Genomic DNA, 24,356 nt, shown 5'->3' on the forward strand with positions numbered 1-24,356 from the left:
GGGCGTCCACTCGCGGCTGCGGCCCTGCGGGCGAGCCGGTCCACTCGCGGGGGTCAGCCCAGCGGCACGCCCAGGGCGGCCATGAACGGGACGGCGTCGACCGCCTCGCCGTCGACGCGGGTCTCGAAGTGCAGGTGGCAGCCCGTGGAGGCGCCGGTCGAGCCGCGGGTCGCGATGACCTCGCCCGCGACGACGGTGTCGCCGACGTCGACGAGCAGGTCGGTGTTGTGCGCGTAGCCGGTCTCGATGCCGCCGCCGTTGTCGAGCAGGATCCAGTTGCCGTAGCTGCCGGAGTAGGCGGCCTCCTCGACGGTGCCGCTCGCGGCCGCGAGGACCGGGGTCCCGCAGGCGCCGGCGAGGTCGGTGCCCTTGTGGAAGAGGTTCACGCCGGACACGGGCTGGTCCGGACGGGGGCCGTAGCTGCTGCTGATGCGGCCGGAGATCGGCAGCACCCAGGCGCCGGAGACCCCGGCGGCCGCGGCCGTCGACTCGCCCGCGCCGGCGGTGATCTCGTCGAGCGAGGCGGTGGGCACGAGCACCTCGGGCTTGGCCTCGGCGGCGAAGGCGTCGCGGGTGACGCTCTGCTGGACGACTCCGGCGGCGACGAAGCTCTGCGGGCGGGCCGCGGCGACGGCGTTCGCGGTGTCGGTCGCGACGGCGGACTCCGGGGTGTCGCCGACCGCGAAGGCGGGCATCGTCGAGGTGACGGCCAGGCCGACCACGAAGGTCATCGCGGCGAGGGCGGAGAAGCGGCGCTTCGAGGAGGGGCCGGCGGCGGTGCCGCGGGCCGTGCGGCGGGCGGTGACCTGCTCGGCCTCGCGCTGCTCGCGCAGTTGCCGGCGGGTCGGAAGGGGCTGCGCGGTCGCGGCGGAGACGGGGGCCGGGGCGTGGTCGGAGTGGTGCATGCAGTCGTGGTTTCCGGGTCGTTCGCCGCGGTGGAACGGGGGGCGCGGCAGGGCGGGTCGGGGGCGGCGGAGCGCTCAGCGGGGCTCAGCAGGTGGTGCTCAGGGGGTTGACAGCCGGGGCTCAGGGGGCCGCGCGGCGACCCTCCAGAGTACCCGCGCAGCTCCGGAACGCCACTGGGAGAATGCCGAGCGGTGCGCGGTATCGAACCGGAGCGGTCAGGCGAGCGCCTCCGCACAGGAGCGCAGCAGGGCGTGCAGCTCCCGGATCCGAGCCCCGTCGAGCCCTGTCAGCATGCGCTCCTCGACCGCCCGGACGGCCGCGCTCGCCTCGCCGAGCAGCTCTTCGCCGGACGCCGTGAGGCGCGTCGGCAGCGCCCGCCCGCTCGGCGCCGTCTCCGCGCGGATCAGGTGGCCGTCGCGCTCCAGCGACTGCAGCAGGACGTTCATCGACTGGCGTGTCACGAAGGCGCCGCGCGCGAGCTCCGAGCCGGACAGGCCCGGCCGGTGCGCCAGCAGCTCGAGGCAGGAGTAGGCGGTGACCGTGATCCCGAGCGGCCGCAGCGCCGCCTCCATCGCGACGCGCAGGGCGCTGGACGCCTCCTTCAGCACATAGCCGACGGAGGTGTCCAGCTCGATCCGCGCGGTGCTCTCGCCGTCTTGACTCATGTCAGTAGTCTGACATACGCTCGATGTAAGGAAACTGACACGCACCACCGACGGAAGGCATTCCCATGACGGTCACCGGCCCCGACTTCCTCTCCCTCCAGGTCCGCGACCTCGAGCGCTCCGCCGAGTTCTACGAGACCCGCCTCGGCCTCTCCCGCCGCCCCGGCCCGCCGCACGCCGTCGTCTTCGACACCAAGCCGATCCCCTTCGCCATCCGCGACCTGATGCCGGGCACCGAGCTCCCCGCCGAGCCCGGCCGCGGCGTCGCCCTCTGGCTGCACGCCACCGAGGTCGCCGCCCTGCACGACGACCTCGCCGCCGCCGGCGTCCCGATCACATCGGCCCCTGCCGAGGGCCCCTTCGGCCTGACCTTCACCTTCGCCGACCCGGACGGCTACCTGATCACCCTCCACGACCGCGCCTGACGCACCTGCGACTGCGAGACGCTAGGCGTCCGCGCCCGCCGGCTGCCAGAGCTGGAGGCGGTTGCCCTCGGGGTCGTGCAGGTCGGCGAAGCGGCCGTTCGGGTAGGTCTCGGGATCGATCTCGACGGTGATGCCCGCGGCGCGGAGCTGGGCGACGAGCGCGTCGAGCGAGTGCACGCGGAGGTTGAGGGTCCAGCCGGCGGGGCCGAGCGGCTCGGAGCCGGCCGGCATCGGGGCGAGGACGGTGGTGCCGGCGTCCTGGCGCCACGAGGGGGCTCCGTACTCCATCGGCACCTCGTCGATGCCGAGCTGCTCGGCGTACCAGCGCGCCAGCGCCTCCGGGTCGCGCGCGGCGAAGAAGAAGCCGCCGATGCCCGTGACCCTCTCGCGCGACACGATCAGTACCGGCCGCTCGTGAAGACCAGCAGGGCGATCAGGCCCGCGAGCGTCGCAGCGACGCCGGAGCCGAGGCGCCACCACATCCAGCGGTCGCGCTTGGGGCCGCGCATCGGGCGGCGCAGCCCGTGCCTGCCGGAGTAGCCGCCGTGGTTCGGAGTGAAGACCATGAGGACCAGCCTGCACCACCCCCCCTCGAAGAGACGCTGCCTCAGGCGCTCCACTCGCTGTCGTCGCGCCAGGGGGCGAGGTCGACCTCGTTGCCCTCGGGGTCGGCGAGGGTCCACCACTCCGGAGCGTTCTCCTCGTTCACGACGCGGCCGCCGGCGGCGAGGGCCGCGGCGAGGCGGGCCTCGATCGCGTCGCGGGGCAGGTAGAGGTCGAGGTGGATCGTGTTGCGCTCCGCCCGCGGCTCCTCGATCCGCTGGATCCAGAGATCCGGGCCGAGAGCGCGCGGGTCGGCGAGATCGGCGTCCTCGACGGGGGAGTAGCCGAGCACGGCCCGCCAGAAGGCGCGCACCGCGGCGACGTCGACGGCGTCGATCGCGATCTGCAGGCTCTGCACCGCGGCCGGCTCGGCGGCGAGGCCGAGCGCGCGGGCGGCGGCGGAGATCTCGCGCGCCAGGCCGAGGTCGCGCTCGCTGATGTCGCCGACGTCGTGGCTGATGAGGCGCACCCCGACGCCGCCGTAGCGCAGATCGACGTCGGGGTGGTGGCCGGCCTCCTCGGCGAGGGCGGCGATCGCGGCGATGAGGGCGGCCCCCGCGGCGAAGGAGCCGGCCCCGCGATCGCCGGTGCGGAAGTAGGCGCGGGCGCCGTCGCCGACGACCCGCCAGTCGGCGGTGCCGGGGGCGGAGCGGAAGTCGCGCGGGGAGATCGCATCGGTCATGCGGCAGTTGTACTCCCCTCCCGCCCGGCTGCCCAGGCCCTCCGCCGCCCAGGCCTGTCCGATGCCCGCTCGCTACGGTGGACCCACGACCGATCGGGTCGACGAGTGTGAGGAGCGAGCATGGCGCAGCAGAAGAAGTCGGATTCGAAGAAGTCGTCGCAGAAGAAGGACGACAAGGCGGCGCAGAAGCGCGCGAAGAAGGCCCTGGCGAAGGCCGAGAAGTCGGTGCGCGCGGCCCACGACGCCGTCCGCGACTCCAGCAAGAAGCTGCGCAAGAAGGCCCGCAAGCTCGCGGAGCAGACCGACAAGCTGAAGCGCCGGCAGGAGAAGGCCGCGAAGAAGGCGGCCCAGGCCGAGAAGCGCAGCACGCCCACCGCGCCCAAGCACGTCGTCGAGCGCGAGCACGTCGCCGTCGGCGCGGCCGACCCGTCGGTCACGCCCGACCTCACGCTGCCGCTGCCCAGCGCGCCGCACGAGGACCAGGACCAGGACCAGGACCGGGACCAGGACCAGGACCAGGACCAGGAGCAGGCTCCGGAGGAGCAGCCCGCCCCCGACGCCGACCCCGAGCACGTGCCGGATCTCACGCCGCCGCTGCCGCACTCCTCGAACTGAGCGAACCCCGCGGGACGCCCCTACCCTGAGATTCTGCACAGGGTAGCCCGGCGCGCCGCTCGGAGAGGTGAACAGCCGGTGAACGCCCCGGCGATCGCTTCCGAGCGGCCCGTGCGGGCGGGAGGATCTCCTCCGTGGATCCCTTCATCCTTCTCGCGCTCGTCATCGTCACCGCCCTGGCGTTCGACTTCACCAACGGCTTCCACGACACGGCGAACGCGATGGCCACGTCCATCGCGACCGGCGCGTTGAAGCCGAAGGTGGCCGTCACCCTCTCCGCCGTCCTCAACCTGGTCGGCGCGTTCCTCAGCATCGAGGTGGCGCTGACCGTCACCAACGCGGTCGTCAAGATCCAGGACTCCAGTGGCGCGCCCGATCCGGCGCTGCTCGAGGGCGGCGGTTCGGCGCTGCTGCTGATCGTGCTCGCCGGCCTGATCGGCGGCATCGTCTGGAACCTGCTCACCTGGCTGCTCGGCCTGCCCTCGAGCTCGTCGCACGCGCTCTTCGGCGGCCTGATCGGCTCGGCGCTCGCCGGCCTCGGCCTCAACGGCGTCAACTGGGCGGGCGACGGCTCGAAGCTCGACGGCGTCGTCGGCAAGGTGATCCTGCCCGCGCTGATGTCCCCGGTGCTCGCCGGCGCGGTCGCCGCGATCGGCACCTGGCTCGTCTTCCGCGTGATCGGCAACCTGGCCGACCGCCGCATCCACCGCGGCTTCCGGATCGGCCAGATCGGCAGCGCCTCGCTCGTCTCGCTCGCGCACGGCACCAACGACGCGCAGAAGACCATGGGCGTCATCACCCTCGCGCTGATCGCGGCCGGTGGCTGGAGCGACACCGAGTCGGTGCCGTTCTGGGTCAAGCTCAGCTGCGCGCTCGCCATCTCGCTCGGCACCTATATCGGCGGCTGGCGGATCATCCGCACCGTCGGCAAGGGCCTCGTCGAGATCGACACCCCGCAGGGCATGGCCGCCGAGAGCGCCTCCGCCGCGGTCATCCTCGCCTCCAGCCACCTCGGCTTCGCCCTCTCGACCACGCACGTCGCGACCGGCTCGATCCTCGGCTCCGGCGTCGGCCGGCCCGGCGCGCAGGTCCGCTGGCGCGTCGCTCTCCGGATGGTGATCGCCTGGGTGATCACGCTCCCCGCCGCCGCCCTGATGGGCGCCGTGATGTGGTGGATCGGCCACCTGGTCGGCGGGGCCGCGGGCGGCATCCTGATGACCGCCGTGCTCGTCGCCGTCGCCGTCTTCATCTACGTCCGCTCGCGCCGCGACAGCATCGGCGCCCACAACGTCAACGACGAGTGGTCGGACGCGGGCACCGCGGCCAAGCAGACCGCCGGCGTCTAGCCCACCACCGACTCGGAAGGACCGATCCGTGCTCTCCCTCTTCTTCAGCGCCGCCGGCCAGGTGGCGGTCGTCGCCCTGATCCTCGGGGCCGGTCTGCCGGTGCTCTTCGCCGTCGGCGTCCGCTCGTTCGCCCTCGCCGACGGATCCACCGGCACGGCACCGGCCCCCGGCGGCCTGCCCGCGCCGCTGCTCCGCGCGCTCGGCGTGCTCTGCTTCGTGCTCGTGGTGGGCGCCGTGGCCGTCGGCCTCAGCGTCATCATCGCCACGGGCCTCGGCCAGGCCGTGAGCTTCGAGCACGTCTTCCCGACGTTCGTCCCCAAGGGCTGAGCATGGCGGCGACCGACCCGGCAGCGCCCGACTCCGCTCCCGCGGACGGCGTCGTGGCGCGGGTGGTCAGCTGGCTCCGGGCGGGCTACCCCTCCGGGGTGCCCGAGACCGACTACGTGCCGCTGCTCGGCCTCCTCCAGCGCAGCCTGACCCGCGACGAGCTGGAGCAGGTCGTCCGGCAGCTGCTCTCCGACGCCGTGCGCGCCGACGCCGCGGGCGAGGAGTTCTCGGCGGCCCGGATGCGCGCCCGCATCGAGGAGACGCTGCTCGGGCCCGCGCTGCCCGAGGACCTCGTCCGGGTCTCGGCCCGGCTCGCGAGCGCGGGCTGGCCGCTGGCCCGCCCGGAGGAGCTCGCGGAGCCGGAGCGCCCGGCCTCCGAGCGCGCGGGACTCGTCACCCGCGTCGTCCGCTGGCTGCGCGCAGGCTACCCCTCGGGGCTGCCCGAGCAGGACTTCGTGCCGCTGCTCGCGCTGCTGCGCCGCCGGCTCTCCGACGAGGAGGTCGCGGAGGTCGCGGCCCGCCTCGCCGCGGAGGGCGGGCTGGCCACGAGCCGCGTCGACGTCGGCACGGCGATCGCCGGGGTCACCTCGGAGCTGCCGTCCGACGCGGACATCGAGCGGGTCCGGCTCTCGCTGGCCGAGCACGGCTGGCCGGAGGAGCTCGCGAGCTGAGCGGCCCGGTGCAGGCCCCTCAGGCCAGCAGCACGCGGTGCGGGTAGGGGTCGTGGCTGAAGCAGAGGATGATCCCCGCGGCCTCGAGGCGCTCCAGCTCGAGCGACGTGCGGTGGTGCGCCTCCGCGTGGTGGCTGATCAGCCGGGGGAGGAAGCGCAGCCGGTCGGACCAGGTCAGGAACTCGCGGCCCCAGGCCGCGTCGCCGGCCAGCAGCACGCGGCCCTCGACCAGAGCGCCGAGGTGGCCGCTCGCGTGCCCGGGCAGCGGGGCGATCACGAAGCGGCCGTCGCCGAAGAGGTCGTAGCCGGCGACGCCGCTGGGAGTCGTCGCCACCGGCTGGTCGTCGACGAGCGTCGCCGTGTCCGCCCAGGTCGGGATCAGCGCCGCGAACACGCCGTCGGTGATCCGGCTCCGCTCGATCGTCGCGAGCTGCCCGCGCGAGAGCACGAGCGTCGCGTCGGGGAACCAGCGCAGGCCTCCGACGTGGTCGGGGTGCAGGTGCGAGAGCACGACCGTGTCGATGTCGGACGGCGCGAGGCCGAGGGCCGCGAGCCGCCGGTCGATCGTCTCGTCGGCGCCGACACGGGCCGGGAGGATCCGCCGGTAGAGCGCGCCGACCGCGCCGGTGCCGCGCAGCGTCGGCGGGTAGCCGGTGTCGAAGAGCACGCGCCGGCCGCTCGGGTGCGTGTAGAGGAAGGCGGCGGAGGGGAAGGTGCGGCGGGCCGGATCGCCGCCGCGGAAGACGCGCGAGAGCGGGAAGCTCGTCTCGCCGCAGGCGAACACCTGGAGGCGCGGCTCACTCATGCGCGCTCCGGTAGTGCTCGCCGACCGTCCGCAGGCCGTCCGCGAGCGGCACGCGCGGCGCGTAGCCGAGCTCGGCGCGCGCCCGCGAGATGTCGAGCGTCTGCGCGTAGGCGAGCGTCGCGACCGTGTAGCGGGTGAACGGCGGCTCCGCGCCGCCCGGGAGCGCCGCGTACACGCGCTCGAGGACGACCGCGAGCGCGCTGAGCACCCCCAGGTCCACCGTCAGGTAGCGCGGCTCCTCGCCCGACGCCTCGAAGAAGCGGTCGAGCAGGTCGCCGAGCGGGGCCGGCTCGCCGTTGGTGATGTTGTAGACGCCGCCGGCTGCGACCGGGGCGTCGGCGGCGAGTCGGAGTGCGAGGGCCGCGTTCTCGACGCAGGTGATGTCGACCGGGTTGCGTCCGCCGTCGAAGAGCGGGACGCCGCGGCGCCGGCTCGCCGCGACGAACCGCGGGATCAGGCTCGGGTCGCCGACGCCGATCAGCCCGCGGGGCCGCAGGATCACCAGCTCCGGGATCCGGCCGGCGGCGTGCGCCTCCTGCAGCAGCCGCTCGGCGGCGATCTTGCTGCGGATGTAGAGGCTCATCCGGTTGCCGGTGTCGACGTCCTCCTCGCGGATGCCGAGCCGGTGGCGCCGGGCGGAGTAGATGCTCGGCGAGGAGACGAAGACGATCCGGCGGATCCCGCAGCGCTCGGCGAGGTCGATCATCGCCGCGGTGCCCGCGACGTTCGCCGCGTGGAACTCGCGCCAGCGGCCCCACGGGCTGGAGAGGGCGGCGGCGTGCACGAGCACGTCGGCGCGGACGTCGCGGGTCGCGAGCTCGGCGAGGTCCGCCTCGATCGTCTCGGCGCCGAGGGCGGCCAGCCGGGCGAGTGCGGCGGCGTTGCGGCCGGTCGCGAGCACCTCGTCGCCGGCGGCCAGGAACTCGGCGACCGCGTGGCCGCCGAGGAAGCCGGTCGCCCCGGTGATCAGGACGCGGCGGGGCCCGGGCTGCTCAGCGGAATCCCGGGCGTCAGCGGACATCGACGACCTCCGCGACGCCCGCGCGGCCCCAGCGCTTGCGGCCCCAGTACCAGAGCAGGATCCCGAGGTAGCCGAGCGCCTTGCCCTTGCGGATCGACATCCGGACGACCGCCTTCCGGTCCAGCCGCGCCTGCGCGCGCGGGATCACCCGGCAGACCTTCAGGTGCAGCTCCAGGTCCTCGTCGGTGTCGTCGATGCTCGAGCGCGGGAAGCCGCCGACCTCGAGGTAGAGGGCGGCGTCGATCGCGAGGTTCGAGCCGGCCGCCATGAACATCCGGTAGCGCTGGCCGGGCCGGCGGTAGAAGACGCCGGGGGCGTGCTCCATCAGGCGGATCATCGCCGTGCCGATCACGCCGTCGTACCAGCGGTAGACCGGCTCGTCGGTGCGCGGCACGAGCCGGCCGCCGATGAAGCGCGCGCCGCCGGCGACGTCCGCCTTGAGCCGCGCCACCCAGTCCGGGGCGGGCAGGCAGTCCGCGTCGGTGCGCGCGACCGTCGTGGCGCCGTGCGCGATGGCGTGGCGGAAGCCGGTGTCCGAGGCGGCTCCGGTGCCCTTCTGCGGCTCGTCGATCACGAGGACCGGACGGTCGGGCCGCCGGGTCCGGAACGCGTCGATCACCGCGCGGGAGCGGTCGGTGCTGCCGTTGTCGACGAGCAGCAGGGTGAAGCCGGGATCCGTCTGGTCGGCGAGGGCGTCGAGGGCGCCGCCGAGCAGCTTCTCCTCGTCGTAGAAGGGCACGACCACCCAGAACGCGCCACGATCCAAGCCAGACCCCCCTTCCGTCCCGCCGGAGCCTAGCGCGAGCACGGGCGGCGTCATCGGCGCTATACAGGACCGTGGCCGCTGCGATCCCGCTCCTCCTGCCCGTGCGCGTGCTCGGCACCGGCGAGGCCCTGCCCGCGCGCGTGGTCCCGACCGGCGAGGTCGCCGCGCTCTGCGGGATCGACGCCGGCGAGGCGGCGCGCCGCTCCGGAGTCCTCACCCGGCACTGGCTCGCCGACGACGAGGACCCGCTCGAGCTCGGCCTGCTCGCCGCCCGGCGGGCGCTGGCCGCGGCGGGGATCGACGCGCGCGACGTCGACGTCGTGCTGAACGCCTCCGGAACCCAGCTGCAGGCGATCCCGGACGGCGGCGCGCTGATCGCCGCAGGCCTCGGCCTCGAGGACGTCTCGGCCTACAGCCTCAACGCGACCTGCCTCTCGTTCCTCTTCGCGCTGCAGGAAGCCGGCTTCCTGCTCGCGACCGGCCGCGCCGAGCGGGTGCTCGTCGTCTCGACCGAGGGCGGCAGCCGCGGCATCGACCTCCGCCAGCCCGAGAGCGCGCTGCTCTTCGGTGACGCGGCGGCCGCCGTCGTCCTCGGTCGGGCCGATCGGCCGGAGCAGGGCATCGTCACCTCGCGCTTCGAGACCCGCCCGAGCGGCGTCCGGCACGCCGAGATCCGCGGCTTCGGCTCGCGCATCCGGATCGAGGACGCCCCGGGGCGTCTCGACGACTTCCGCTTCGACATGCACGGCGGCGCGCTGCTCGTGGACGCCCTGCGGCACTTCCCGGCCTTCCTCGAGCGCGTGCGGCCCGGCCTGGGCGCGGGCCTGCCGGGCGTCGACCGCGTCGTGCCGCACCAGACCAGCAAGGCGGGCCTGGAGGGCATGGCGCGGCTCTGGGGTCGCGAGCGGATGGTGATCACCCTGCCCGAGGTCGGCAACACGATCGGCGCGGCGATCCCGCTCGCCCTGCACCGCGCCCGCGTCCAGGAGGGCGAGTCGGTGCTTCTGGTCGGCACCGGCGCGGGCACGCACTACGGAGCGGTGATCCTGCAGGCCTGAGAACGGTCGGATCGAGCGCTCACCAGGCCTGCCCCGCTCACCACGTGCTGACGGTCGTGCGGGTGATCACCCACTCGTCGCCGACCGGCACCAGCCGGCTGGTGAGCTGCAGCCGCCAGGTGGCATGCAGCGAGCCGATCGTCGCCTCGGTCAGCGTGCGCGAGACGAGCACCGGATGCGCGGCCGTGCCGGAGACCGCGCTCTCGACGTGGTCGATCGCGTGGTACTCCTTCAGGCCCTCGGCGATGTCGTCCATCCAGTCGAGCTTCGACTGCACGAGCCCGGTCGGGTGCTCGATCACGAAGCGGGTGTCGAGCAGTGCGTCGAGCACGGGGAGGTCGACGAACACCAGCGCGTCGAAGAGCTCGTCGTGCGCGTCGCGGGGCTCGGCCTCGCCCGGTGTCATGGCGCCCGGTGTCATGTCCTCCGGCATCACGGCGTCCTCCGCATCGAGGGCGGCGCGGTCGTCGCGCGGCGCACCAGCTGGGTCGGCAGCTGCACGTGCAGCGAGGGGGGAGTTCCGCCCGCCATCAGCGTGATCAGCATCTCGGCCGCCGTCGCGCCGAGCGTCTGCATCGGCTGGCGGATCGTCGTCAGCGGCGGATCGAAGCGGGCCGCCTCGGGCACGTCGTCGAAGCCGACCACCGAGAGGTCGCGCGGCACGTCGAGCCCGAGGTGCGCGGCCGTCTCGATGATCGCCAGGGCCGAGACGTCGTTCGCGGCGAAGACCGCGGTCGGCCGGTCGGCCAGGGAGAGCATCGTCGACGCCGGCAGCCGCGCCGTGTCGTGGTGGTAGCTGCCCACCCGGAGCAGGCGCTCGTCGAACGCGATCCCCGCCTCCGACAGGCCGGCGCGGTAGCCGGCCTCGCGCAGCCGGGCCGAGCGCAGGTCGACGCGGCCGGCGACGAAGCCGATGCGCCGGTGACCGAGGGCGACGAGGTGGCGCACCGCCTGGAGCGCGCCGCCGAAGCTGTCGGACTCGACGGTCGGCAGGTCGGCCCGGCCGGTGTGCGGGTCGACGGCGACGAGCGGGATGTCGGACGGGGCGCTGACCACCGTCGGCGTGACCATGATCGCGCCGTCGATCAGGGTGCCGCTGAGCCGGCTGAGCGAGCGCCGCTCCCAGCCCTCCTGCTCGCCCTCGTGCGAGCCGCTGTAGGCGAGCAGGTCGAAGCGCGACCGGCGCAGCACCGAGCCGACGCCCTTGAGGATCTCGGCGCTGAACGGCTCGAAGCCCGCGACGAGCACGCCGATCACGCCGGTGCGCCGCGAGCGCATGCTGCTCGCGACGAGGCTCGACTCGTAGCCGAGCTCGCGGACGATCTCGAGCACCCGGTTCGCCGTCGCCGGCGCGATGCCGTAGCGGCCGTTCACCGCCTTCGACACGGTCGCGACCGAGACGCCGGCGGCGGCGGCGACGTCGTGGATGGTCGGGCGGAGGCTCATGGGCTCGACCATAGACCCCGCCGCCCCGCCCCGTGCGGACGCCGATGAGAGCGCGTTCTCGTGAAATGGAAAATGGTTTCGAAAACGTTTGCCGTTCCCCGCGCCGGATCTGAGACTGAGCCTGCCCGCCCCCGGACGGGTGCACCCCGGCGCCGCTCTCCCTGGCGGCGCCTCTCAGCGAAGAGAACGGTTCGAACGATGAAGTTCACGAGATCAGCATTCAGGAAGACGGCGGTGGCCACCGTGGCCCTGCTCGGCGCGGCGGCGGCGCTCAGCGGCTGCTCCGCCCAGGACGCGGGATCCTCCGACGGCACCGTCGCGATGACCCTGTGGCAGAACTCCACCACCGGCCCCGGCCAGGAGTTCTGGGAGAAGACGATCACCGACTTCGAGGCCGCCAACCCGGGCGTCACCATCGAGTCGCAGGCCATCCAGAACGAGGACCTGGACGGCAAGCTGCAGACGGCGCTCAACTCGGGCGACGCGCCCGACATCTTCCTCCAGCGCGGCGGCGGCAAGCTCGCGGCGATGGTCGCCGGCGGCCTGGTCAAGGACCTCACCGACGGCGTCTCGGACCAGGCGCGCACGGAGATCCCCGAGGGCTCCTTCCTGGCGAACACGCTCGACGACAAGGTCTGGGCGATGCCCGTCGCCGTGCTCCCCGGCGGCCTCTTCTACAGCCAGGACCTCTTCACCGAGGCCGGTATCACCGAGACCCCGAAGACGCTCGACGAGCTCGACTCCGCGGTCACCGCGCTCAAGGGCGCCGGAGCGCAGCCGATCGCGCTCGGCGCGAAGGACGCCTGGCCCGCCGCGCACTGGTTCTACTTCTTCGCCCTGCGCGAGTGCAGCGCGGACACCATGGCCGAGGCGGCCGACTCCAAGGACTTCTCGGACGACTGCTGGCTGAAGGCGGGCGAGGACCTGCAGTCCTTCGCCGGCACCGAGCCGTTCAACGAGGGCTTCCTCACCACCGCCGCCCAGCAGGGCGCCGGATCCTCGGCCGGTCTCCTGGCCAACCACCAGGCCGGCATGGAGCTGATGGGCGCCTGGAACCCCGGCGTCATCGCCTCGCTCACCCCCGACGAGAAGCCCCTGCCCGACCTCGGCTGGTTCCCCTTCCCCGAGGTGGACGGCGGCGACGGCGCACCCGGCTCGATCATGGGCGGCGTCGACGGCTACTCCTGCTCCGCCGCGGCACCCGACGAGTGCGTCGACTTCCTGAACTACCTCGCGACCTCCGACGTGCAGAAGGAGTACTACGCCGCCTTCAACGCGCCGCCGGTGAACACCGTCGCGCAGGAGGCCGTCACCGAGCCCTACCTGAAGGACATCCTCGCCGCGTACAACTCGGCGCCCTACGTCTCGCAGTGGCTCGACACCGTCTACGGCCAGAACGTCGGCAACGCGCTGAACGTCGCCGTCGTCGACCTGCTCGCCGGCAAGAGCGACCCGGAGCAGCTCGTCGAGGCCGTCAACGCCGCCGCGGCCAAGGCCTGACCGTGACGACCACTGCGCTCCGCGAGGACGCGCGCCCCGAGGCTCCGGCGGCGAAGCGACGCCGCCGGGGCCTCGGCTGGTCGGGTCGCCTCGAGGTGGCGATCCTCGTCGGCCCGGCGCTGATCGTCTTCCTCGCCTTCGTGATCTTCCCGGTCGTGATGGCGGCGTACTACGGCTTCTTCAGCTGGCAGGGCTACGGCGTCCCGACCGACTTCGTCGGGTTCAAGAACTACCTGACGATCCTGCAGGACCCGACGTTCCACGAGGCGCTCAGCCACAACGGCACGATCGTGGTGCTCTCGCTCGTGCTGCAGGGGCCGGCCGCGATCCTGATCGCGCTGCTGATCAACCGCAAGCTGCGCGGGCAGTCGATCATCCGCGTCCTGATCTTCGTGCCCTACGTGATCTCGGAGGTCGTCGTCGGCACCGGCTGGAGCCTGATGCTCCAGACCAGCGGCGCTGTCAACGGCTTCCTGGAGAAGGTCGGGCTCGGCGCGCTGAAGCAGGACTGGCTCTCGGACCCGGCGATCGCCATCTGGACCCTGATGCTGATCATCACGTGGAAGTACATCGGCTTCGCCGTGATCCTCTTCCTCGCCGGCCTTCAGGGCATCCCGGAGGAGCTGTCCGAGGCCGCGTCGATCGACGGCGCCTCCTACTGGCAGGTGCAGCGGCGGATCACCCTGCCGCTGCTCGCTCCGACCCTGCGGATCTGGGCGTTCCTGTCGATCATCGGCGCGCTGCAGCTGTTCGACCTCGTCTACATCATCTGGGGGCAGTACGTGTCCTCCACCGCCGGCACCTCGACCATGGCGACCTACCTCGTCACCAACGGCCGCAACGCCGGCAACTACGGCTACGGCAACGCGGTCGCCGTGGTCCTGTTCCTCGTCTCGCTGATCGTCGCGCTGCTCTACCAGCGCTTCGTGCTCCGGCGGGACACCGAAGGCGCACTGACCGGAGACAAGAAGTGACCGGATCGATCCTGATGGGAGCCGTGCGATGAGCACCCTGACCGCCGTGCCCCCGGGCACCAAGCCCCCCACCGCGACCACTCCGCTCGCGCCGCGGCCGCCGAAGCCGCGCCGCCGCCCGCTGGGTCGCGGCACGATCATCGCCTACGTCGTCGCGATCGTCGTGATCGCGCTGATGCTCGCGCCGGTCGCGTACATCATCATCGGCGGGTTCCGCACGAACGCGCAGATCACCACCGACCCCTCGGGCTTCCCCGCGCCGTGGAACGTGCAGAACTACCTCGACGTGATCACCGGCGGCATCTTCTGGCGCGAGGTCGGCAACTCGGCCATCGCGGCGGGGGCGACAACGCTCGGCGTCGTCGTGCTCGGGCTGATGGCGAGCTACGTGCTCGCCCGCTACAGCTTCAGCGGCCGGGGCGTGTTCTACGCGCTCTTCGCGGCCGGCCTGATGTTCCCGATGACCGTCGCGATCACCCCGCTCTACCTGGTGATCAAGAGCCTCGGCCTGATGAACTCGCTCGCCGGCGTCGTTCTCCCGCAGATCGCGTTCGGCCTGCCGACGACGATCATCATCCTGGTGCCGTTCCTGCGGGCGATCCCCGACGAGATCCAGGAGGCCGCCTTCATCGACGGCTGCAGCCGGATCGGCTTCTTCTGGCGGATGGTCGTCCGCCTGGCGATGCCGGGCGTCATCACGACGGGCATCCTCGCCTTCATCGCGAGCTGGAACAGCTACCTGCTGCCGCTGTTCATCCTCAACGACGAGTCGAGCTTCACCCTGCCGCTCGGCGTGCAGGCCTTCTCGTCGCAGTACTCCGTCGACACGGCGAAGGTGCTCGCCTTCGTGTCGCTGTCGATGATCCCGGCGCTGATCTTCTTCAGCGTCTTCGAGCGCCGCATCGTCGGCGGACTCACCGGAGCGGTGAAGGGATGACCGACATGACTGAAGCACTCACCCCCTCCGCCCGGGTCGCCGACCTGATCGGCCGGATGACGCTGGAGGAGAAGCTCACCCAGCTGGTCGGCTACTGGGTCGATCAGGGCGGCGAGGTCGTCGCGCCGCTGGCCGGCGAGATGGCCACCTCCACCGGCTACGCCGACGCGACCCGCGAGGGCATCGGCCAGCTCACCCGCGTCTACGGCACCCGCCCGGTCGACCCGGTCGAGCGCGCGCAGTGGCTGTGGGCCGAGCAGCGCCGGCTGGTCGAGGAGACCCGGCTGGGCATCCCGGCGATCGTGCACGAGGAGTGCCTGACCGGGCTGGCCGCGTGGAAGGCGGCGACCTTCCCGACTCCGCTGGCCTGGGGCGCCTCCTTCGACCCGGAGCTGGTCGAGGAGATGGCCGCGGCCATCGGCGGGTCGATGCGCGAGCTCGGCATCCACCAGGGACTCGCGCCCGTGCTCGACGTGATCCGCGACCCGCGCTGGGGCCGGGTCGACGAGTGCATCGCCGAGGACCCGTACGTCGTCGGCACGATCGGCACCGCGTACGTGCGCGGCCTGCAGTCGACGGGCGTCGACGCGACGCTCAAGCACTTCATCGGCTACTCCGCCTCGCGCGGCGGCCGCAACCACGCGCCGGTGCACGCCGGACCGCGCGAGATCGCGGACGTGCTGCTCCCGCCGTTCGAGATGGCGATCCGCGACGGCGGCGCGCGCTCGGTGATGAACTCCTACGCGGAGATCGACGGCGACCCGGTCGGGGCGACCCCGGCCTACCTCACCGGCGTGCTGCGCGAGCGGTGGGGCTTCGACGGCGTGGTGGTGGCCGACTACTTCTCGGTCGCCTTCCTGCACCTCATGCACGCCGTCGCCGCCGACCTCGGCGAGGCCGCCCAGCTCGCGCTCGAGGCCGGCATCGACGTGGAGCTGCCGACGGGCGACGCGTTCCTCGCGCCGCTCGCCGAGCGGATCCGCTCCGGCGGCGCCGACGAGGCGATCGTCGACCGCGCGCTGCTGCGGGTGCTCGCGCAGAAGGAGCGGCTCGGCCTGCTCGACGCCCGCTTCGACGACGCGCCCGAGTCGATCGACCTCGACTCGCCCGCGCACCGCGACATCGCGCGGCGCCTGGCCGAGGAGTCGCTCGTGCTGCTGACGAACGACGGGGTGCTGCCGCTCGCCCGGCCGGGTGAGACGGCACCGCCGCGCCGGATCGCGCTGATCGGCCCGAACGCCGACAGCGCGCCGGCCCTGATGGGCTGCTACTCCTTCGCCAACCACGTGCTCGCCCACCACGAGGGCGTGCCGCTCGGCTTCGAGATCAGCACGGTGCGGGAGGCGCTCGCCGCGGAGTTCCCCGGAAGCGAGCTCCTCCTCGCCGAAGGCTGCTCGGTGGAGGGGGACGACCCCGCTGCCGACAGCGCCTCCGACGACACTGCAGGGATCGCCGAGGCCGTCGAGGCCGCCCGCGGTGCGGAGATCGCCGTCGTCGTCGTCGGCGACCGGGCCGGGCTCTTCGGCCGCGGCACCGTCGGCGAGGGCAACGACGTCGAGAGCCTCGAGCTGCCCGGCCGTCAGCGCGAGCTGGTCGAGGCGGTCGTCGCCACCGGGACGCCGGTCGCCCTGGTGCTGCTCACCGGCCGCCCCTACGCGATCGACTGGGCGATCCGCGGCGCCTCCGCTCCCGCGGCGGTGCTGCAAGCGTTCTTCCCGGGGGAGGAGGGGGCCGGCGCGATCGCGGGCGTCCTCTCGGGCCGCGTCTCGCCGTCCGGCCGGCTGCCGGTCTCGCTGCCCCGCTCGGCCGGCGCGCAGCCGTTCTCCTACCTGCACCCGATCCTCGGCGGGCCCTCCGACGTGACCAGTGCCGACAGCACGCCGGTGCTGCCGTTCGGGCACGGGCTGAGCTACACGGCGTTCAGCCGGTCGGAGCTGGCACTGGAGTCGACCGGTCCCGAGGCGGGCGAGGCCCCGACCGGCGGCGCGTTCACCGCGACCGTGCGGGTGCGCAACACCGGCCATCGCGACGGCGTCGACGTCGTGCAGCTCTACGCGCGCGACGTGGTCGCCTCCGTCACCCGCCCGGTCGCGCAGCTGCTCGGCTACGCGCGGGTCGAGCTCGCGGCGGGGGAGGAGGCGCTCGTGCGCTTCGACGTCCCCTCCGCACGGCTGGCCTTCACCGACCGCCGCGGCGTGCGCTCGGTCGAGCCGGGGCTCGTCGAGCTCTGGGTCGGGCCGGACTGCGCCACGAAGGAGACGACCGCCTCGGTCGTGCTGACGGGCGAGGTGTCGCCGATCGGCGCCGAGACCCGGCGCACGGTGCTGACCGAGGTCGTGCGCGAGGACGCGCGGGTGGCGGTGCTCTGACAGCCGGGCCAGGCTGGGGCGATGAGCAGTGATCAGAGCAGCATCGATCAGAAGGCCACTCTCCTCCGCTACCTGCAGGAGGGCCGCGACGCCCTCCTGCAGAAGCTCGACGGCCTGGGCGAGTACGACCTCCGCCGGCCGCTGGTGCCCACCGGCACCAACCTACTCGGCCTGGTGAAGCACGTCTCGGGGACGGAGGCGGGCTACCTCGGCGCCGTCTTCGGCCGCCCGTTCCCCGAGCCGCTGCCGTGGATGGAGGAGGACGCCGAGCCGAACGCCGACATGTGGGCGACGGCCGAGGAGTCGCGCGAGCAGGTGGTGGAGCGGTACCGCCGGGTCTGGGCGCACTCCGACGCGACGGTCGCCGCGCTCGACCTCGACGCCCCGGGCGTCGTGCCGTGGTGGACGACCCGCGAGGTCACGCTGCACCGGATCCTCGTGCACCTCACCGCCGAGACGCACCGGCACGCGGGGCACGCCGACCTCGTCCGCGAGCTGATCGACGGGCGGGTCGGGCTGCGGACGCCGGGCGACAATCTGCCGCCCGTCCCCGCCGAGTGGTGGCCCGAGCACGTCGCCCGGCTGGAGGCGGTGGCCCGCGCGGCGGAGTAGCGGCGCTGCGTCCCGTGGCGGATCCCCCGTACGGGTGGCACTCCGGCTGAGAGGACTCGGAGGGGCTCGGCTGACCGTCAGGTGTCGGTTAGCGTGAGTCGCGTGTCCCCGGAAGGGGGACGCGACCGCCGACGTCTGGAGACGACATGACCACCGCCCCCTCCCGCCGCACCGTCCCCCGCCGCACCCTCACCACTGCCGCCGCCTGGAGCGTCCCGATCGTCGCGGTCGCCGCCGCCGCCCCGCTCGCCGCCGCCTCGACCACGCCGCCGCCCGCCCCGTCGATCCGCTCGGTCGAGTACACCTCGTTCACCGCCGAGAGCTTCCGCGACGAGCAGATCAACGTGAACCGTCCGCTCGCGATCGCGATCACCGGGCAGCTCACCGCCGGCGAGCTCGTCACCCTGACCGTCGCGCCGCGGATGACCCGCTCCGGCTCCGGCGATTCGCGCGCGACGCCGCTGCGCATCACCGCCGCCGACGGCCCGAACTTCTCGGTCGTCTCCTCGAGCGTCGGCGCCGACGGCTCGCAGACGCTCCTGCTGCGCACCAACCGCGACCTCGCCGACGGCTCGTACCGCAAGACGATCGCCTGGGTCCCGGTCGACGGCCGCACCCAGGAGCAGACCGCCGACCTGCTGCTGACCTGGCCGCTCGGCACCTACACGGCGCCGATCACGGTGATCGTCGCGGGCGTGGCCGGCAGCGAGCAGGCCTACACGCTCAACCGCACGCCGGTCGGCGGCGCGGAGGAGTAGCGGGAGGGGAGTCCTCGGGCCCTCCGTCAAGGGGGTGGGAGCGCCCAGCCCCGCGTCCTAGCGTCGGAAGTCGGCGCGGTCGTGCGCGCGCGAGAGGGGACCACGATGCAGAAGCTGTACTACGCGAGCGGATTCGTGCTGCTGGGGGACGCGGTCTGCACCGCGGTCGTCGAGTACGCCCAGGCCCTGGCGAACGTCGGGAAGTCCGACCTCGTCGTCGTCCCGGGGCTGTCCGACGAGGGGCTGCGCGGTGAGACCCGCCTTCTGCTCGGACCCGCGAGCCAGCTCTTCACCAGCCCGGCCCTCGACCGCGGCACCGACCTCGACGACGACGAGGCGGTCGAGTCCATGCGCGACAAGACGCGGCGGCTGCTGCCGGCTCGCCCGACCGCGGAGGCGCGCGTCAGCGAGGACCACGACAGCGGCGGGGACTTCTTCTAGGCGCCGTTCACTTCTCGAGCGTGGTGCTCGGCCGCTCGCCGAAGCGGTGCGCGTACGACGCCGAGAAGCGGCCGAGGTGCGCGAAGCCCCAGCGGCGCGCCACCTCGGTCACGCTGACCTGGCCCGACTCCTTGGCGCGCAGCTCCTTGCGCACGGCGTCGAGCCGGATGCGGCGCAGGTAGTCGACCGCGGTGAAGCCGAACTCGCGGCGGAACTCCGACTGCAGGGTGCGCAGGCCGACGCCGCAGGCCTCGGCGATCGTCTCCGTGCGGATCGGCTCGTGGGCGTGCGCGTACATGAACTCGATCGCGGTGCGCAGGCGCCCGCTGCGGGGGACGGCGAGGTCCGTCGGCGCGGCGAGGGACTCGTGCGGGAAGGTCTCGAGCAGCGCGACGGCGACGGCGCGGTCGGCCTCGCGGCGCAGCAGCGGCGAGCTGTCCACGTCGTAGATCACCCGGGCGACCGCGGCGACGGTGGCCGACCAGCGGCGCAGCGCCTCGCCCTCGGGGCGGGCGGTGGTGTCGAACAGCAGCGGTCCGCCGGCCGTGCCCTCCACCTCCTGGGCGACGCTCTCGAGGTAGCCGCCGTCGAAGTGGATGAGGTTCTGCCGGTAGTCGTGGAACTCGAACGCGTTCGGGCGGCCGGTGACGAAGATCGTCGGGCGGCCGTAGACCTGCCGCATCGGCTCGCCGTCGAGATCGGTGACGCCCTCGCCGGCTGTCAGCCAGGAGACGACGTACTCGCCCTCGGTCTGGATCCGGCCCTCGATCGAGCCGGCGAACTGGCTGCCGCGGAGGGTGACGTCGCCGTCGCCGACCGAGGTGTAGCGGTAGGAGAAGTCGTCACCCGGCTCCACCGAGAAGCGGTGGCCGTTGTACACCGACTCGAGCAGTGCGCGTGCCTGCTCGAAGTCCCGCCCGCCGATGTCGGAGCGGATGACCTCGCCGTTCGAGTCGTCCATTGCGACCAGCGTCGCATGCGTGCGCATCGACGTCGAGCGTCGCTCCGCAGAAGTTCGCTGGGCGGATACGGCGCCGGGCGGACATGGCGCCGAGCGGGCACTGCGCCGAGCGGGCACGGCGCCGGGCGGGCACTGCGCCGGGCGGAGACGGCGCTAGGCGGCGATCCGGCGTCGGCGCGGTCCGAAGGCCTGCGTCATCGCGTGCACGGTGGCGCCGCGGAACTGCGAGAGCAGCACGACCGAGTGCCGCGCACCCGACTCGACGGCGAGCGAGAACGTGCCGCCCGCCGGAGTGTCCCACCAGGAGCGGATGTCGGCCGCGCGCAGCTGCACGGTCGGCTGCGAGCCGCCGAGGACCAGGACGCCCTCGGTGACGCAGAGCGAGCCGGTGACGCCGCGGAGCGTCGTGGAGCACGCGAAGACCGCGCTGCTGTGGGCGGGCCCGGCCAGCTGGAGGAAGTCGGGGGCCCAGAGGTCGCGATCGTGCGTCGTCGTCGTCATGCGCCTGCTCTCCCTCCCGCTCCCGGACTCCGCGGCGGGATCAGGCTGCGGCGGTGGCGACGGCGGAGTCCGGCTGCTGCGCCGGCTCGGGGACGATGCGCAGGCCGCGGCCGCTGTTGGCCTCCTCCATCAGCGCGCGCACCCAGGCGGCGTTGATGGAGGGGACGCGGCTGCCGTGGAAGGAGAACTGCAGCGGGATCGTCGGGTGCAGCCAGAGCGTCTGCCGGCCGGTGCCGTGCGCGCTCGACGCGTCCAGCTGGAAGGCGAAGGCCTCGTTGCGGCGGAACTTGTTGATCATGACGATCTGCAGGTGCGCCAGAGCGCGGTCGTCGATGTCGTGCGAGGTGGCCGGAGTGCCGTAGAGGAGAGCGCCCATGTGCGGAGCCGCCGTTCTGTGTGGGAGTCGCGGTGTCGGCCGCGACGGGACGTGGGGGAACCGGCGGAGCGCCGGGACGTCGTGCGGGTCGGAGGATGCCGACCCACCGCCGGACTCGAAGGGCCCTGGCGGCGACTCCCTCTGCCGGGTGCCGGGCGGAGGGGGGAGTCGAGCGAGTGGTCGCAGGAACGACCGTTCTCCGAAGGTACGGGGAGCGGCCCTGGAACGGGGGCCGCTATCCGCTTTGCGAAGCAGCGCCCGGGCACCGCGGGCGGACTCCCAGGATCGCGGTGCCGGGCGCTCAGAACGCGTAGCGGACGCGGCAGTAGGGCAGGCGCTCGGCGAGCAGGGCGAGGAAGCGGTCGAGGGCGGCGCGCTTGAGGTCGCGGCGGTAGCGGATGTTCACGGCGCCGTTCTCGGAGACCTTCGACTCCTGCATGCGGGGCGCCCAGAGCAGGTCCTCCGCCTTCGGGTGCCAGCCGAGGTTGACCTCGTGCAGGCCGGCGTTGTGGGTGAGCAGGATCACCTCGGCGGCGAGCTGCGCCTTCGCCCGCGGGTGCAGGGCCGCGTCGAGCTGCTCGAAGAGCTCGGCCCAGTCGCGCTGCCAGGTCTCGGTGAGGATCACCGGCGAGAAGTTGACGTGCACCTCGTAGCCGGCGTCGACGAAGTCGTTGATCGCGGCGATCCGCTCGGCCATCGGCGAGGTGCGGACGTCGGTGACCTTCGCCGTCTCGGCGGGCATCAGCGAGAAGCGGAGGCGGGTGCGGCCGAGCGGGTCCCACTCGAGCAGCTCGCGGTTGACGTACTTGGTGGCGAACGAGGCCTTGGCGGTCGGCGACATCCGGAAGAGGTCGCAGAGGTCGCGGACGTTGTCGCTCAGCAGCGCGTCGACCGAGCAGTCGCTGTTCTCGCCGATGTCGTAGACCCAGGCCTCGGGGTCGCACTGGTTCGCCTCGGTCTTCACGCCCTGCTTCGCGATGTGGCGGGCGAGGTGGCGCTGGATCTGCTCGATGTTCGCGAACACCGTGATCGGGTTGCTGTAGCCCTTCCGCCGCGGCACGTAGCAGTAGACGCAGGCCATCGCGCAGCCGTTGGCGGAGGACGGGGCGATGAAGTCGGCGGAGCGGCCGTTGGGCCGCGTGACGAGCGACTTCTTGACGCCGACGACGAGCGCCTCCGTCTTGATCCGCACCCAGCGCGCGACGTTCGCCTCGTCGCCGTGCACCTCCGGGATGTTCCAGTGCGAGTCGACCGGCACGATCTCGGCCGCCGGCCACCGCTCGACGATCTCCTGCCCGCGGGGCAGCTCGAGCGCGGCCGGCTCGGCGTAGATGCGCCGGACGTCGAGAAGGGCGCGCTGACGGAGGGTGCGCTGACGGGTGCCGGACATGCGTCCGTTCTACCGGCGACCACCGACAGGGCAGGTCGCGGCGCGAGTAGAGTCCGGCGCATGGACGCCGCCGTCACCGAGCTGCCGCCCGACTTCGTGCTCGCTCTCGAGGCCGTCGGCGCGGCGCTGGCCGCGATGGCCGCGGGCGATCCGGAGCCGTACCGCCGCTGCTGGGCCGACACCGCCGACTCCACGCTCTACGGCGCGTTCGGCACGATCGAGCGGGGCCGCGCGGCGATCGACGAGACGCTCGGCTGGGTCGCGAGCCGCTTCGCCGGCGGCGGGCTGACGCCGCACTACGACCTCGTCCACGTCGCCGGCGATCTGGCCTACACGGTGGGCCGCGAGATCGGCGCGACGCGGATCGACGGGCGCGAGACGACTCCGCTGGTCATCCGGGTCACCCACGTCTACCGCCGCATCGACGGGCAGGGCTGGCGGATCGTGCACCGGCACGGCGACCACCCGCCGCGCCTGGAGCGCTGAGCGGGGCATCGCGGAGGATGGGCCGTCGCGGAGGATGGAGGCATGGAGCCGACCGCCGACCGCTACCGCCGCGCCGCCGTCGAACTGGCGCAGACCTCCGAGCTGCAGGTCGAGTGGGCGCTCGCCGTCGCGGCCGACGAGGAGCTGCTGGCGCTCATCGACGAGCTGCCGCCCGCGCACCGGCAGCCGTCGCTGCTGTTCTCGGTGGCGCGGCTGCTCGGGGCGCCGGCGGTGGACGGCCCGCGATTCGGGGAGTGGCTGCGGCGGGAGTGGCGGCGGGTCGCGCCGGTGGCGGTGGAGCGGCTCACCCAGACCAACGAGGCGCTGCGCTGCGCCCCGCTGGTGGCGGCGCTGGAGCGGATCACGGAGCCGGGGGAGCCGGTCGCGCTGGTCGAGATCGGCGCCTCGGCCGGGCTGTGCCTGGCGCCGGAGCGGTACTCGTACTCGTACTCGTACGCGTTCGCGGGGGCGGAGGGGACTGCTCGGCTGGGGCGCGGCGGGCCGGTGCTCGAGTGCGCGGTGACCGGGGGAGCGGCGCCGTCCCGGTTGCCGGTCGTCGCCTGGCGGCGCGGGCTGGACCTGCGTCCGCTCGACGTCCGCTCGGCGGAGGACCGCGCCTGGCTGGAGGCGCTGCTGCCGCCGGACCGGCCGGAGCGGACCGCACGGCTCCGGGCCGCGGTGGCGACGCTGCGGGAGGACCCGCCGGAGATCGTCGCGGGCGACGCGGCGGAGGCGCTGCCGGGCGTGCTCGCCGCGGTGCCGCGGGGGCTGCGGACGGTCGTCGTGTCGCTCGGGACGCTGGTGTACCTGCCGTGGGCGGCCCGCGAGCGCGTGCTGTCGGCGGTCGACGCTGCGGGCGCCAGCCTGGTGACGCTCGAGGCGGAGGCGCTGCTGCCGTCGCTCCGCGAGCGCGCCGCCGCGCTGACGGCGCCCGAGCACACGCCCTTCCTGCTCGCGGCGGACGGCGCGCCGCTCGCGTTCGCCGCGGCGCACGGCGGCCGGCTGTCCTGGCTGAGCTGACGCCGACCGCGGGGGTCTCGATACGCCCTGCGGGCTACTCGACCAGCGTGTGGGCGGCACTCCGTCTCGGGCGCACCGCAGCGGGGCATCGGCGCACGGCATCGCATCGTGCTGATCGAGTAGCTCGGGCAGCGGGCGTATCGAGATCCTCCCGTCAGAACGGTGCGGGCAGGTCGACGAAGCGGGGCTTCGGTGGCGGGTCGGGCGGACGGCCGGGGAGCGGTGGCGGCCGGTTGCTGATGCGCCGGCCGGTGGGTGTGGTCCACACGATCGTCCCGTCGCTCTCCGTCCGGTAGGTCCACTGGTCGCCGTGCCGGACGTGGTGGTGCGAGGTGCAGAGCGAGACGAGGTTCTCGAGACAGGTCTCGCCGCCGTTGCGCCACTCGATGGTGTGGTCGGCTTCGCTGGTCGCGGCGGGGCGGGTGCAGCCGGGGAAGCGGCAGGTCTGGTCGCGCAGCTGGAGGTGCAGGCGCATCTGGGACGGCGGGACGCGCCAGGTGCGGCCGACGGAGGTGACGGCGCGGGTGTCGGGATCGGTGAGGACGCGGGTGAAGGACGCGGCGGTGCGGATCAGCTCGCGGGCGATGTCCGGGGGGACGGGTCCGTAGCCGTCGAGCTCCGCGGCAGCATCGTCGAGGCCGACGGCGGTGGGCGCTGCGAGGGTGAGCCGCACCTCGGCCCGGATGCCGGGGAC

At 73.5% G+C, this 24,356-nt stretch carries 30 protein-coding genes; 15 read left to right on the plus strand and 15 right to left on the minus strand.

The window, feature by feature from the left end; translation table 11 throughout:
• Positions 1–53: 53 nt before the first annotated feature.
• Positions 54–905: a M23 family metallopeptidase gene (locus tag HRK28_RS16320; RefSeq protein WP_173252367.1), complete on the minus strand. Its 852-nt coding sequence runs from the start codon at positions 903–905 to the stop codon at positions 54–56.
• A gap of 216 nt (positions 906–1,121) precedes the next feature.
• Positions 1,122–1,571 (minus strand): MarR family winged helix-turn-helix transcriptional regulator, encoded by a 450-nt coding sequence (locus tag HRK28_RS16325; protein WP_173252368.1) that lies wholly within the window; start codon positions 1,569–1,571, stop codon positions 1,122–1,124.
• A 65-nt stretch (positions 1,572–1,636) separates the two neighbouring features.
• Here HRK28_RS16325 and HRK28_RS16330 point away from each other — a divergent pair, with 65 nt between their 5' ends.
• Positions 1,637–1,996 carry a VOC family protein gene (locus HRK28_RS16330; protein ID WP_173252369.1) on the plus strand — a complete coding sequence of 120 codons (360 nt, stop codon included), beginning with the start codon at positions 1,637–1,639 and terminating at the stop codon, positions 1,994–1,996.
• Positions 1,997–2,017: 21 nt separating this feature from the next.
• Here HRK28_RS16330 and HRK28_RS16335 read toward each other — a convergent pair whose 3' ends face one another.
• The 3 genes from HRK28_RS16335 to HRK28_RS20635 are packed head-to-tail and all read right to left on the minus strand — an operon-like array spanning position 2,018 to position 3,281.
• Positions 2,018–2,392: a VOC family protein gene (locus HRK28_RS16335; RefSeq protein WP_173252370.1), complete on the minus strand. Its 375-nt coding sequence runs from the start codon at positions 2,390–2,392 to the stop codon at positions 2,018–2,020.
• Between the two features lie 2 nt (positions 2,393–2,394).
• Positions 2,395–2,562, minus strand: a complete 168-nt coding sequence (locus HRK28_RS16340; protein WP_159986316.1) for a hypothetical protein — start codon at positions 2,560–2,562, stop codon at positions 2,395–2,397.
• A 41-nt stretch (positions 2,563–2,603) separates the two neighbouring features.
• Positions 2,604–3,281 (minus strand): VOC family protein, encoded by a 678-nt coding sequence (locus HRK28_RS20635; protein WP_173252371.1) that lies wholly within the window; start codon positions 3,279–3,281, stop codon positions 2,604–2,606.
• 120 nt (positions 3,282–3,401) lie between these two features.
• Here HRK28_RS20635 and HRK28_RS16350 point away from each other — a divergent pair, with 120 nt between their 5' ends.
• The 4 genes from HRK28_RS16350 (at position 3,402) to HRK28_RS16365 (ending at position 6,241) form a co-directional block, all read left to right on the plus strand.
• A complete protein-coding gene (locus HRK28_RS16350) occupies positions 3,402–3,896 on the plus strand; it encodes a hypothetical protein (RefSeq protein WP_173252372.1) in 495 nt (164 codons plus the stop codon).
• Between the two features lie 134 nt (positions 3,897–4,030).
• Positions 4,031–5,242: an inorganic phosphate transporter gene (locus HRK28_RS16355; RefSeq protein ID WP_160086644.1), complete on the plus strand. Its 1,212-nt coding sequence runs from the start codon at positions 4,031–4,033 to the stop codon at positions 5,240–5,242.
• 28 nt (positions 5,243–5,270) lie between these two features.
• Positions 5,271–5,570: a hypothetical protein gene (locus HRK28_RS16360; protein WP_160086646.1), complete on the plus strand. Its 300-nt coding sequence runs from the start codon at positions 5,271–5,273 to the stop codon at positions 5,568–5,570.
• 2 nt (positions 5,571–5,572) lie between these two features.
• On the plus strand, positions 5,573–6,241 hold the full coding sequence (locus tag HRK28_RS16365; protein WP_160086648.1) for a DUF3349 domain-containing protein: 669 nt from the start codon (positions 5,573–5,575) through the stop codon (positions 6,239–6,241).
• 19 nt (positions 6,242–6,260) lie between these two features.
• Here the strand turns inward: HRK28_RS16365 and HRK28_RS16370 are convergent, their stop codons facing one another.
• Genes HRK28_RS16370 through HRK28_RS16380 form a run of 3 tightly spaced genes read right to left on the minus strand, consistent with a single transcriptional unit; the run spans position 6,261 to position 8,833 of the window.
• Positions 6,261–7,046, minus strand: coding sequence for an MBL fold metallo-hydrolase (locus tag HRK28_RS16370; RefSeq protein WP_160086650.1), 786 nt, complete (start codon positions 7,044–7,046; stop codon positions 6,261–6,263).
• A complete protein-coding gene (locus tag HRK28_RS16375; RefSeq protein ID WP_160086652.1) occupies positions 7,039–8,067 on the minus strand; it encodes an NAD(P)-dependent oxidoreductase in 1,029 nt (342 codons plus the stop codon). Before HRK28_RS16375 ends, HRK28_RS16370 begins: the two co-directional genes overlap by 8 nt.
• A complete protein-coding gene (locus tag HRK28_RS16380; protein ID WP_160086654.1) occupies positions 8,057–8,833 on the minus strand; it encodes a glycosyltransferase family 2 protein in 777 nt (258 codons plus the stop codon). Before HRK28_RS16380 ends, HRK28_RS16375 begins: the two co-directional genes overlap by 11 nt.
• A gap of 71 nt (positions 8,834–8,904) precedes the next feature.
• On the opposite strand from HRK28_RS16380, the gene HRK28_RS20270 reads away from it, so the two are divergent.
• The gene (locus HRK28_RS20270) at positions 8,905–9,891 is read left to right on the plus strand and encodes a 3-oxoacyl-ACP synthase III family protein (protein ID WP_160086656.1); all 987 of its coding nucleotides are present in this window, start codon (positions 8,905–8,907) and stop codon (positions 9,889–9,891) included.
• A 37-nt stretch (positions 9,892–9,928) separates the two neighbouring features.
• On the opposite strand, the gene HRK28_RS16390 is transcribed toward HRK28_RS20270, so the two are convergent.
• Both HRK28_RS16390 and HRK28_RS16395 read right to left on the minus strand, forming a co-directional pair.
• Positions 9,929–10,324, minus strand: coding sequence for a nuclear transport factor 2 family protein (locus HRK28_RS16390; protein ID WP_160086658.1), 396 nt, complete (start codon positions 10,322–10,324; stop codon positions 9,929–9,931).
• A complete protein-coding gene (locus HRK28_RS16395; protein WP_160086660.1) occupies positions 10,324–11,337 on the minus strand; it encodes a LacI family DNA-binding transcriptional regulator in 1,014 nt (337 codons plus the stop codon). Before HRK28_RS16395 ends, HRK28_RS16390 begins: the two co-directional genes overlap by 1 nt.
• A gap of 198 nt (positions 11,338–11,535) precedes the next feature.
• On the opposite strand from HRK28_RS16395, the gene HRK28_RS16400 reads away from it, so the two are divergent.
• The 7 genes from HRK28_RS16400 to HRK28_RS16430 all read left to right on the plus strand — a co-directional run bounded on the left by HRK28_RS16400 (position 11,536) and on the right by HRK28_RS16430 (position 18,928).
• Positions 11,536–12,837: an extracellular solute-binding protein gene (locus HRK28_RS16400; RefSeq protein WP_173252373.1), complete on the plus strand. Its 1,302-nt coding sequence runs from the start codon at positions 11,536–11,538 to the stop codon at positions 12,835–12,837.
• Between the two features lie 2 nt (positions 12,838–12,839).
• A complete protein-coding gene (locus HRK28_RS16405; RefSeq protein ID WP_367948453.1) occupies positions 12,840–13,811 on the plus strand; it encodes a carbohydrate ABC transporter permease in 972 nt (323 codons plus the stop codon).
• A gap of 28 nt (positions 13,812–13,839) precedes the next feature.
• Complete coding sequence (locus HRK28_RS16410; protein ID WP_160086664.1) at positions 13,840–14,748, plus strand: carbohydrate ABC transporter permease; 909 nt, start codon at positions 13,840–13,842, stop codon at positions 14,746–14,748.
• Between the two features lie 5 nt (positions 14,749–14,753).
• Positions 14,754–17,117: a glycoside hydrolase family 3 N-terminal domain-containing protein gene (locus tag HRK28_RS16415; RefSeq protein WP_173252374.1), complete on the plus strand. Its 2,364-nt coding sequence runs from the start codon at positions 14,754–14,756 to the stop codon at positions 17,115–17,117.
• Positions 17,118–17,138: 21 nt separating this feature from the next.
• Complete coding sequence (locus HRK28_RS16420) at positions 17,139–17,729, plus strand: DinB family protein (protein WP_173252375.1); 591 nt, start codon at positions 17,139–17,141, stop codon at positions 17,727–17,729.
• A 146-nt stretch (positions 17,730–17,875) separates the two neighbouring features.
• Entirely contained in the window at positions 17,876–18,487 is a 612-nt protein-coding gene (locus tag HRK28_RS16425) for a hypothetical protein (RefSeq protein WP_173252376.1), read from the plus strand.
• A gap of 105 nt (positions 18,488–18,592) precedes the next feature.
• On the plus strand, positions 18,593–18,928 hold the full coding sequence (locus tag HRK28_RS16430) for a hypothetical protein (protein WP_173252377.1): 336 nt from the start codon (positions 18,593–18,595) through the stop codon (positions 18,926–18,928).
• A 7-nt stretch (positions 18,929–18,935) separates the two neighbouring features.
• Here HRK28_RS16430 and HRK28_RS16435 read toward each other — a convergent pair whose 3' ends face one another.
• The 4 genes from HRK28_RS16435 to HRK28_RS16450 all read right to left on the minus strand — a co-directional run bounded on the left by HRK28_RS16435 (position 18,936) and on the right by HRK28_RS16450 (position 22,156).
• Entirely contained in the window at positions 18,936–19,889 is a 954-nt protein-coding gene (locus HRK28_RS16435; protein ID WP_173252378.1) for an AraC family transcriptional regulator, read from the minus strand.
• 153 nt (positions 19,890–20,042) lie between these two features.
• Positions 20,043–20,390 (minus strand): hypothetical protein, encoded by a 348-nt coding sequence (locus HRK28_RS16440; RefSeq protein WP_160086676.1) that lies wholly within the window; start codon positions 20,388–20,390, stop codon positions 20,043–20,045.
• 40 nt (positions 20,391–20,430) lie between these two features.
• Positions 20,431–20,766: an ATP-dependent DNA ligase gene (locus HRK28_RS16445; RefSeq protein ID WP_173252379.1), complete on the minus strand. Its 336-nt coding sequence runs from the start codon at positions 20,764–20,766 to the stop codon at positions 20,431–20,433.
• 301 nt (positions 20,767–21,067) lie between these two features.
• Positions 21,068–22,156, minus strand: a complete 1,089-nt coding sequence (locus HRK28_RS16450) for a spore photoproduct lyase family protein (protein ID WP_173252380.1) — start codon at positions 22,154–22,156, stop codon at positions 21,068–21,070.
• A 60-nt stretch (positions 22,157–22,216) separates the two neighbouring features.
• Here HRK28_RS16450 and HRK28_RS16455 point away from each other — a divergent pair, with 60 nt between their 5' ends.
• Together HRK28_RS16455 and HRK28_RS16460 are read left to right on the plus strand one after the other, a co-directional pair.
• Positions 22,217–22,642, plus strand: a complete 426-nt coding sequence (locus HRK28_RS16455; RefSeq protein ID WP_173252381.1) for a DUF4440 domain-containing protein — start codon at positions 22,217–22,219, stop codon at positions 22,640–22,642.
• Positions 22,643–22,684: 42 nt separating this feature from the next.
• Positions 22,685–23,662 (plus strand): DUF2332 domain-containing protein, encoded by a 978-nt coding sequence (locus HRK28_RS16460; RefSeq protein ID WP_173252382.1) that lies wholly within the window; start codon positions 22,685–22,687, stop codon positions 23,660–23,662.
• 154 nt (positions 23,663–23,816) lie between these two features.
• Here the strand turns inward: HRK28_RS16460 and HRK28_RS16465 are convergent.
• Positions 23,817–24,356, minus strand: a 540-nt coding sequence (locus HRK28_RS16465) for an HNH endonuclease signature motif containing protein (RefSeq protein ID WP_173252383.1), incomplete at its 5' end; no start/stop codon positions are given.

It is taken from the genome of Rathayibacter sp. VKM Ac-2835 (assembly GCF_013266705.1).
GTDB lineage: Bacteria > Actinomycetota > Actinomycetes > Actinomycetales > Microbacteriaceae > Rathayibacter.

Excerpts from the sequence above, each read along its gene's own strand:
- HRK28_RS16320 (WP_173252367.1), bottom strand. The coding sequence starts at position 905 with ATGCACCACTCCGACCACGCCCCGGCCCCCGTCTCCGCCGCGACCGCG.
- HRK28_RS16325 (WP_173252368.1), bottom strand. The coding sequence starts at position 1,571 with ATGAGTCAAGACGGCGAGAGCACCGCGCGGATCGAGCTGGACACCTCC.
- HRK28_RS16330 (WP_173252369.1), top strand. The coding sequence starts at position 1,637 with ATGACGGTCACCGGCCCCGACTTCCTCTCCCTCCAGGTCCGCGACCTC.
- HRK28_RS16340 (WP_159986316.1), bottom strand. The coding sequence starts at position 2,562 with ATGGTCTTCACTCCGAACCACGGCGGCTACTCCGGCAGGCACGGGCTG.
- HRK28_RS20635 (WP_173252371.1), bottom strand. The coding sequence starts at position 3,281 with ATGACCGATGCGATCTCCCCGCGCGACTTCCGCTCCGCCCCCGGCACC.
- HRK28_RS16350 (WP_173252372.1), top strand. The coding sequence starts at position 3,402 with ATGGCGCAGCAGAAGAAGTCGGATTCGAAGAAGTCGTCGCAGAAGAAG.
- HRK28_RS16365 (WP_160086648.1), top strand. The coding sequence starts at position 5,573 with ATGGCGGCGACCGACCCGGCAGCGCCCGACTCCGCTCCCGCGGACGGC.
- HRK28_RS16370 (WP_160086650.1), bottom strand. The coding sequence starts at position 7,046 with ATGAGTGAGCCGCGCCTCCAGGTGTTCGCCTGCGGCGAGACGAGCTTC.
- HRK28_RS16375 (WP_160086652.1), bottom strand. The coding sequence starts at position 8,067 with ATGTCCGCTGACGCCCGGGATTCCGCTGAGCAGCCCGGGCCCCGCCGC.
- HRK28_RS16390 (WP_160086658.1), bottom strand. The coding sequence starts at position 10,324 with ATGCCGGAGGACATGACACCGGGCGCCATGACACCGGGCGAGGCCGAG.
- HRK28_RS16395 (WP_160086660.1), bottom strand. The coding sequence starts at position 11,337 with ATGAGCCTCCGCCCGACCATCCACGACGTCGCCGCCGCCGCCGGCGTC.
- HRK28_RS16400 (WP_173252373.1), top strand. The coding sequence starts at position 11,536 with ATGAAGTTCACGAGATCAGCATTCAGGAAGACGGCGGTGGCCACCGTG.
- HRK28_RS16410 (WP_160086664.1), top strand. The coding sequence starts at position 13,840 with ATGAGCACCCTGACCGCCGTGCCCCCGGGCACCAAGCCCCCCACCGCG.
- HRK28_RS16415 (WP_173252374.1), top strand. The coding sequence starts at position 14,754 with ATGACTGAAGCACTCACCCCCTCCGCCCGGGTCGCCGACCTGATCGGC.
- HRK28_RS16420 (WP_173252375.1), top strand. The coding sequence starts at position 17,139 with ATGAGCAGTGATCAGAGCAGCATCGATCAGAAGGCCACTCTCCTCCGC.
- HRK28_RS16425 (WP_173252376.1), top strand. The coding sequence starts at position 17,876 with ATGACCACCGCCCCCTCCCGCCGCACCGTCCCCCGCCGCACCCTCACC.
- HRK28_RS16430 (WP_173252377.1), top strand. The coding sequence starts at position 18,593 with ATGCAGAAGCTGTACTACGCGAGCGGATTCGTGCTGCTGGGGGACGCG.
- HRK28_RS16435 (WP_173252378.1), bottom strand. The coding sequence starts at position 19,889 with ATGGACGACTCGAACGGCGAGGTCATCCGCTCCGACATCGGCGGGCGG.
- HRK28_RS16440 (WP_160086676.1), bottom strand. The coding sequence starts at position 20,390 with ATGACGACGACGACGCACGATCGCGACCTCTGGGCCCCCGACTTCCTC.
- HRK28_RS16445 (WP_173252379.1), bottom strand. The coding sequence starts at position 20,766 with ATGGGCGCTCTCCTCTACGGCACTCCGGCCACCTCGCACGACATCGAC.
- HRK28_RS16450 (WP_173252380.1), bottom strand. The coding sequence starts at position 22,156 with ATGTCCGGCACCCGTCAGCGCACCCTCCGTCAGCGCGCCCTTCTCGAC.
- HRK28_RS16455 (WP_173252381.1), top strand. The coding sequence starts at position 22,217 with ATGGACGCCGCCGTCACCGAGCTGCCGCCCGACTTCGTGCTCGCTCTC.
- HRK28_RS16460 (WP_173252382.1), top strand. The coding sequence starts at position 22,685 with ATGGAGCCGACCGCCGACCGCTACCGCCGCGCCGCCGTCGAACTGGCG.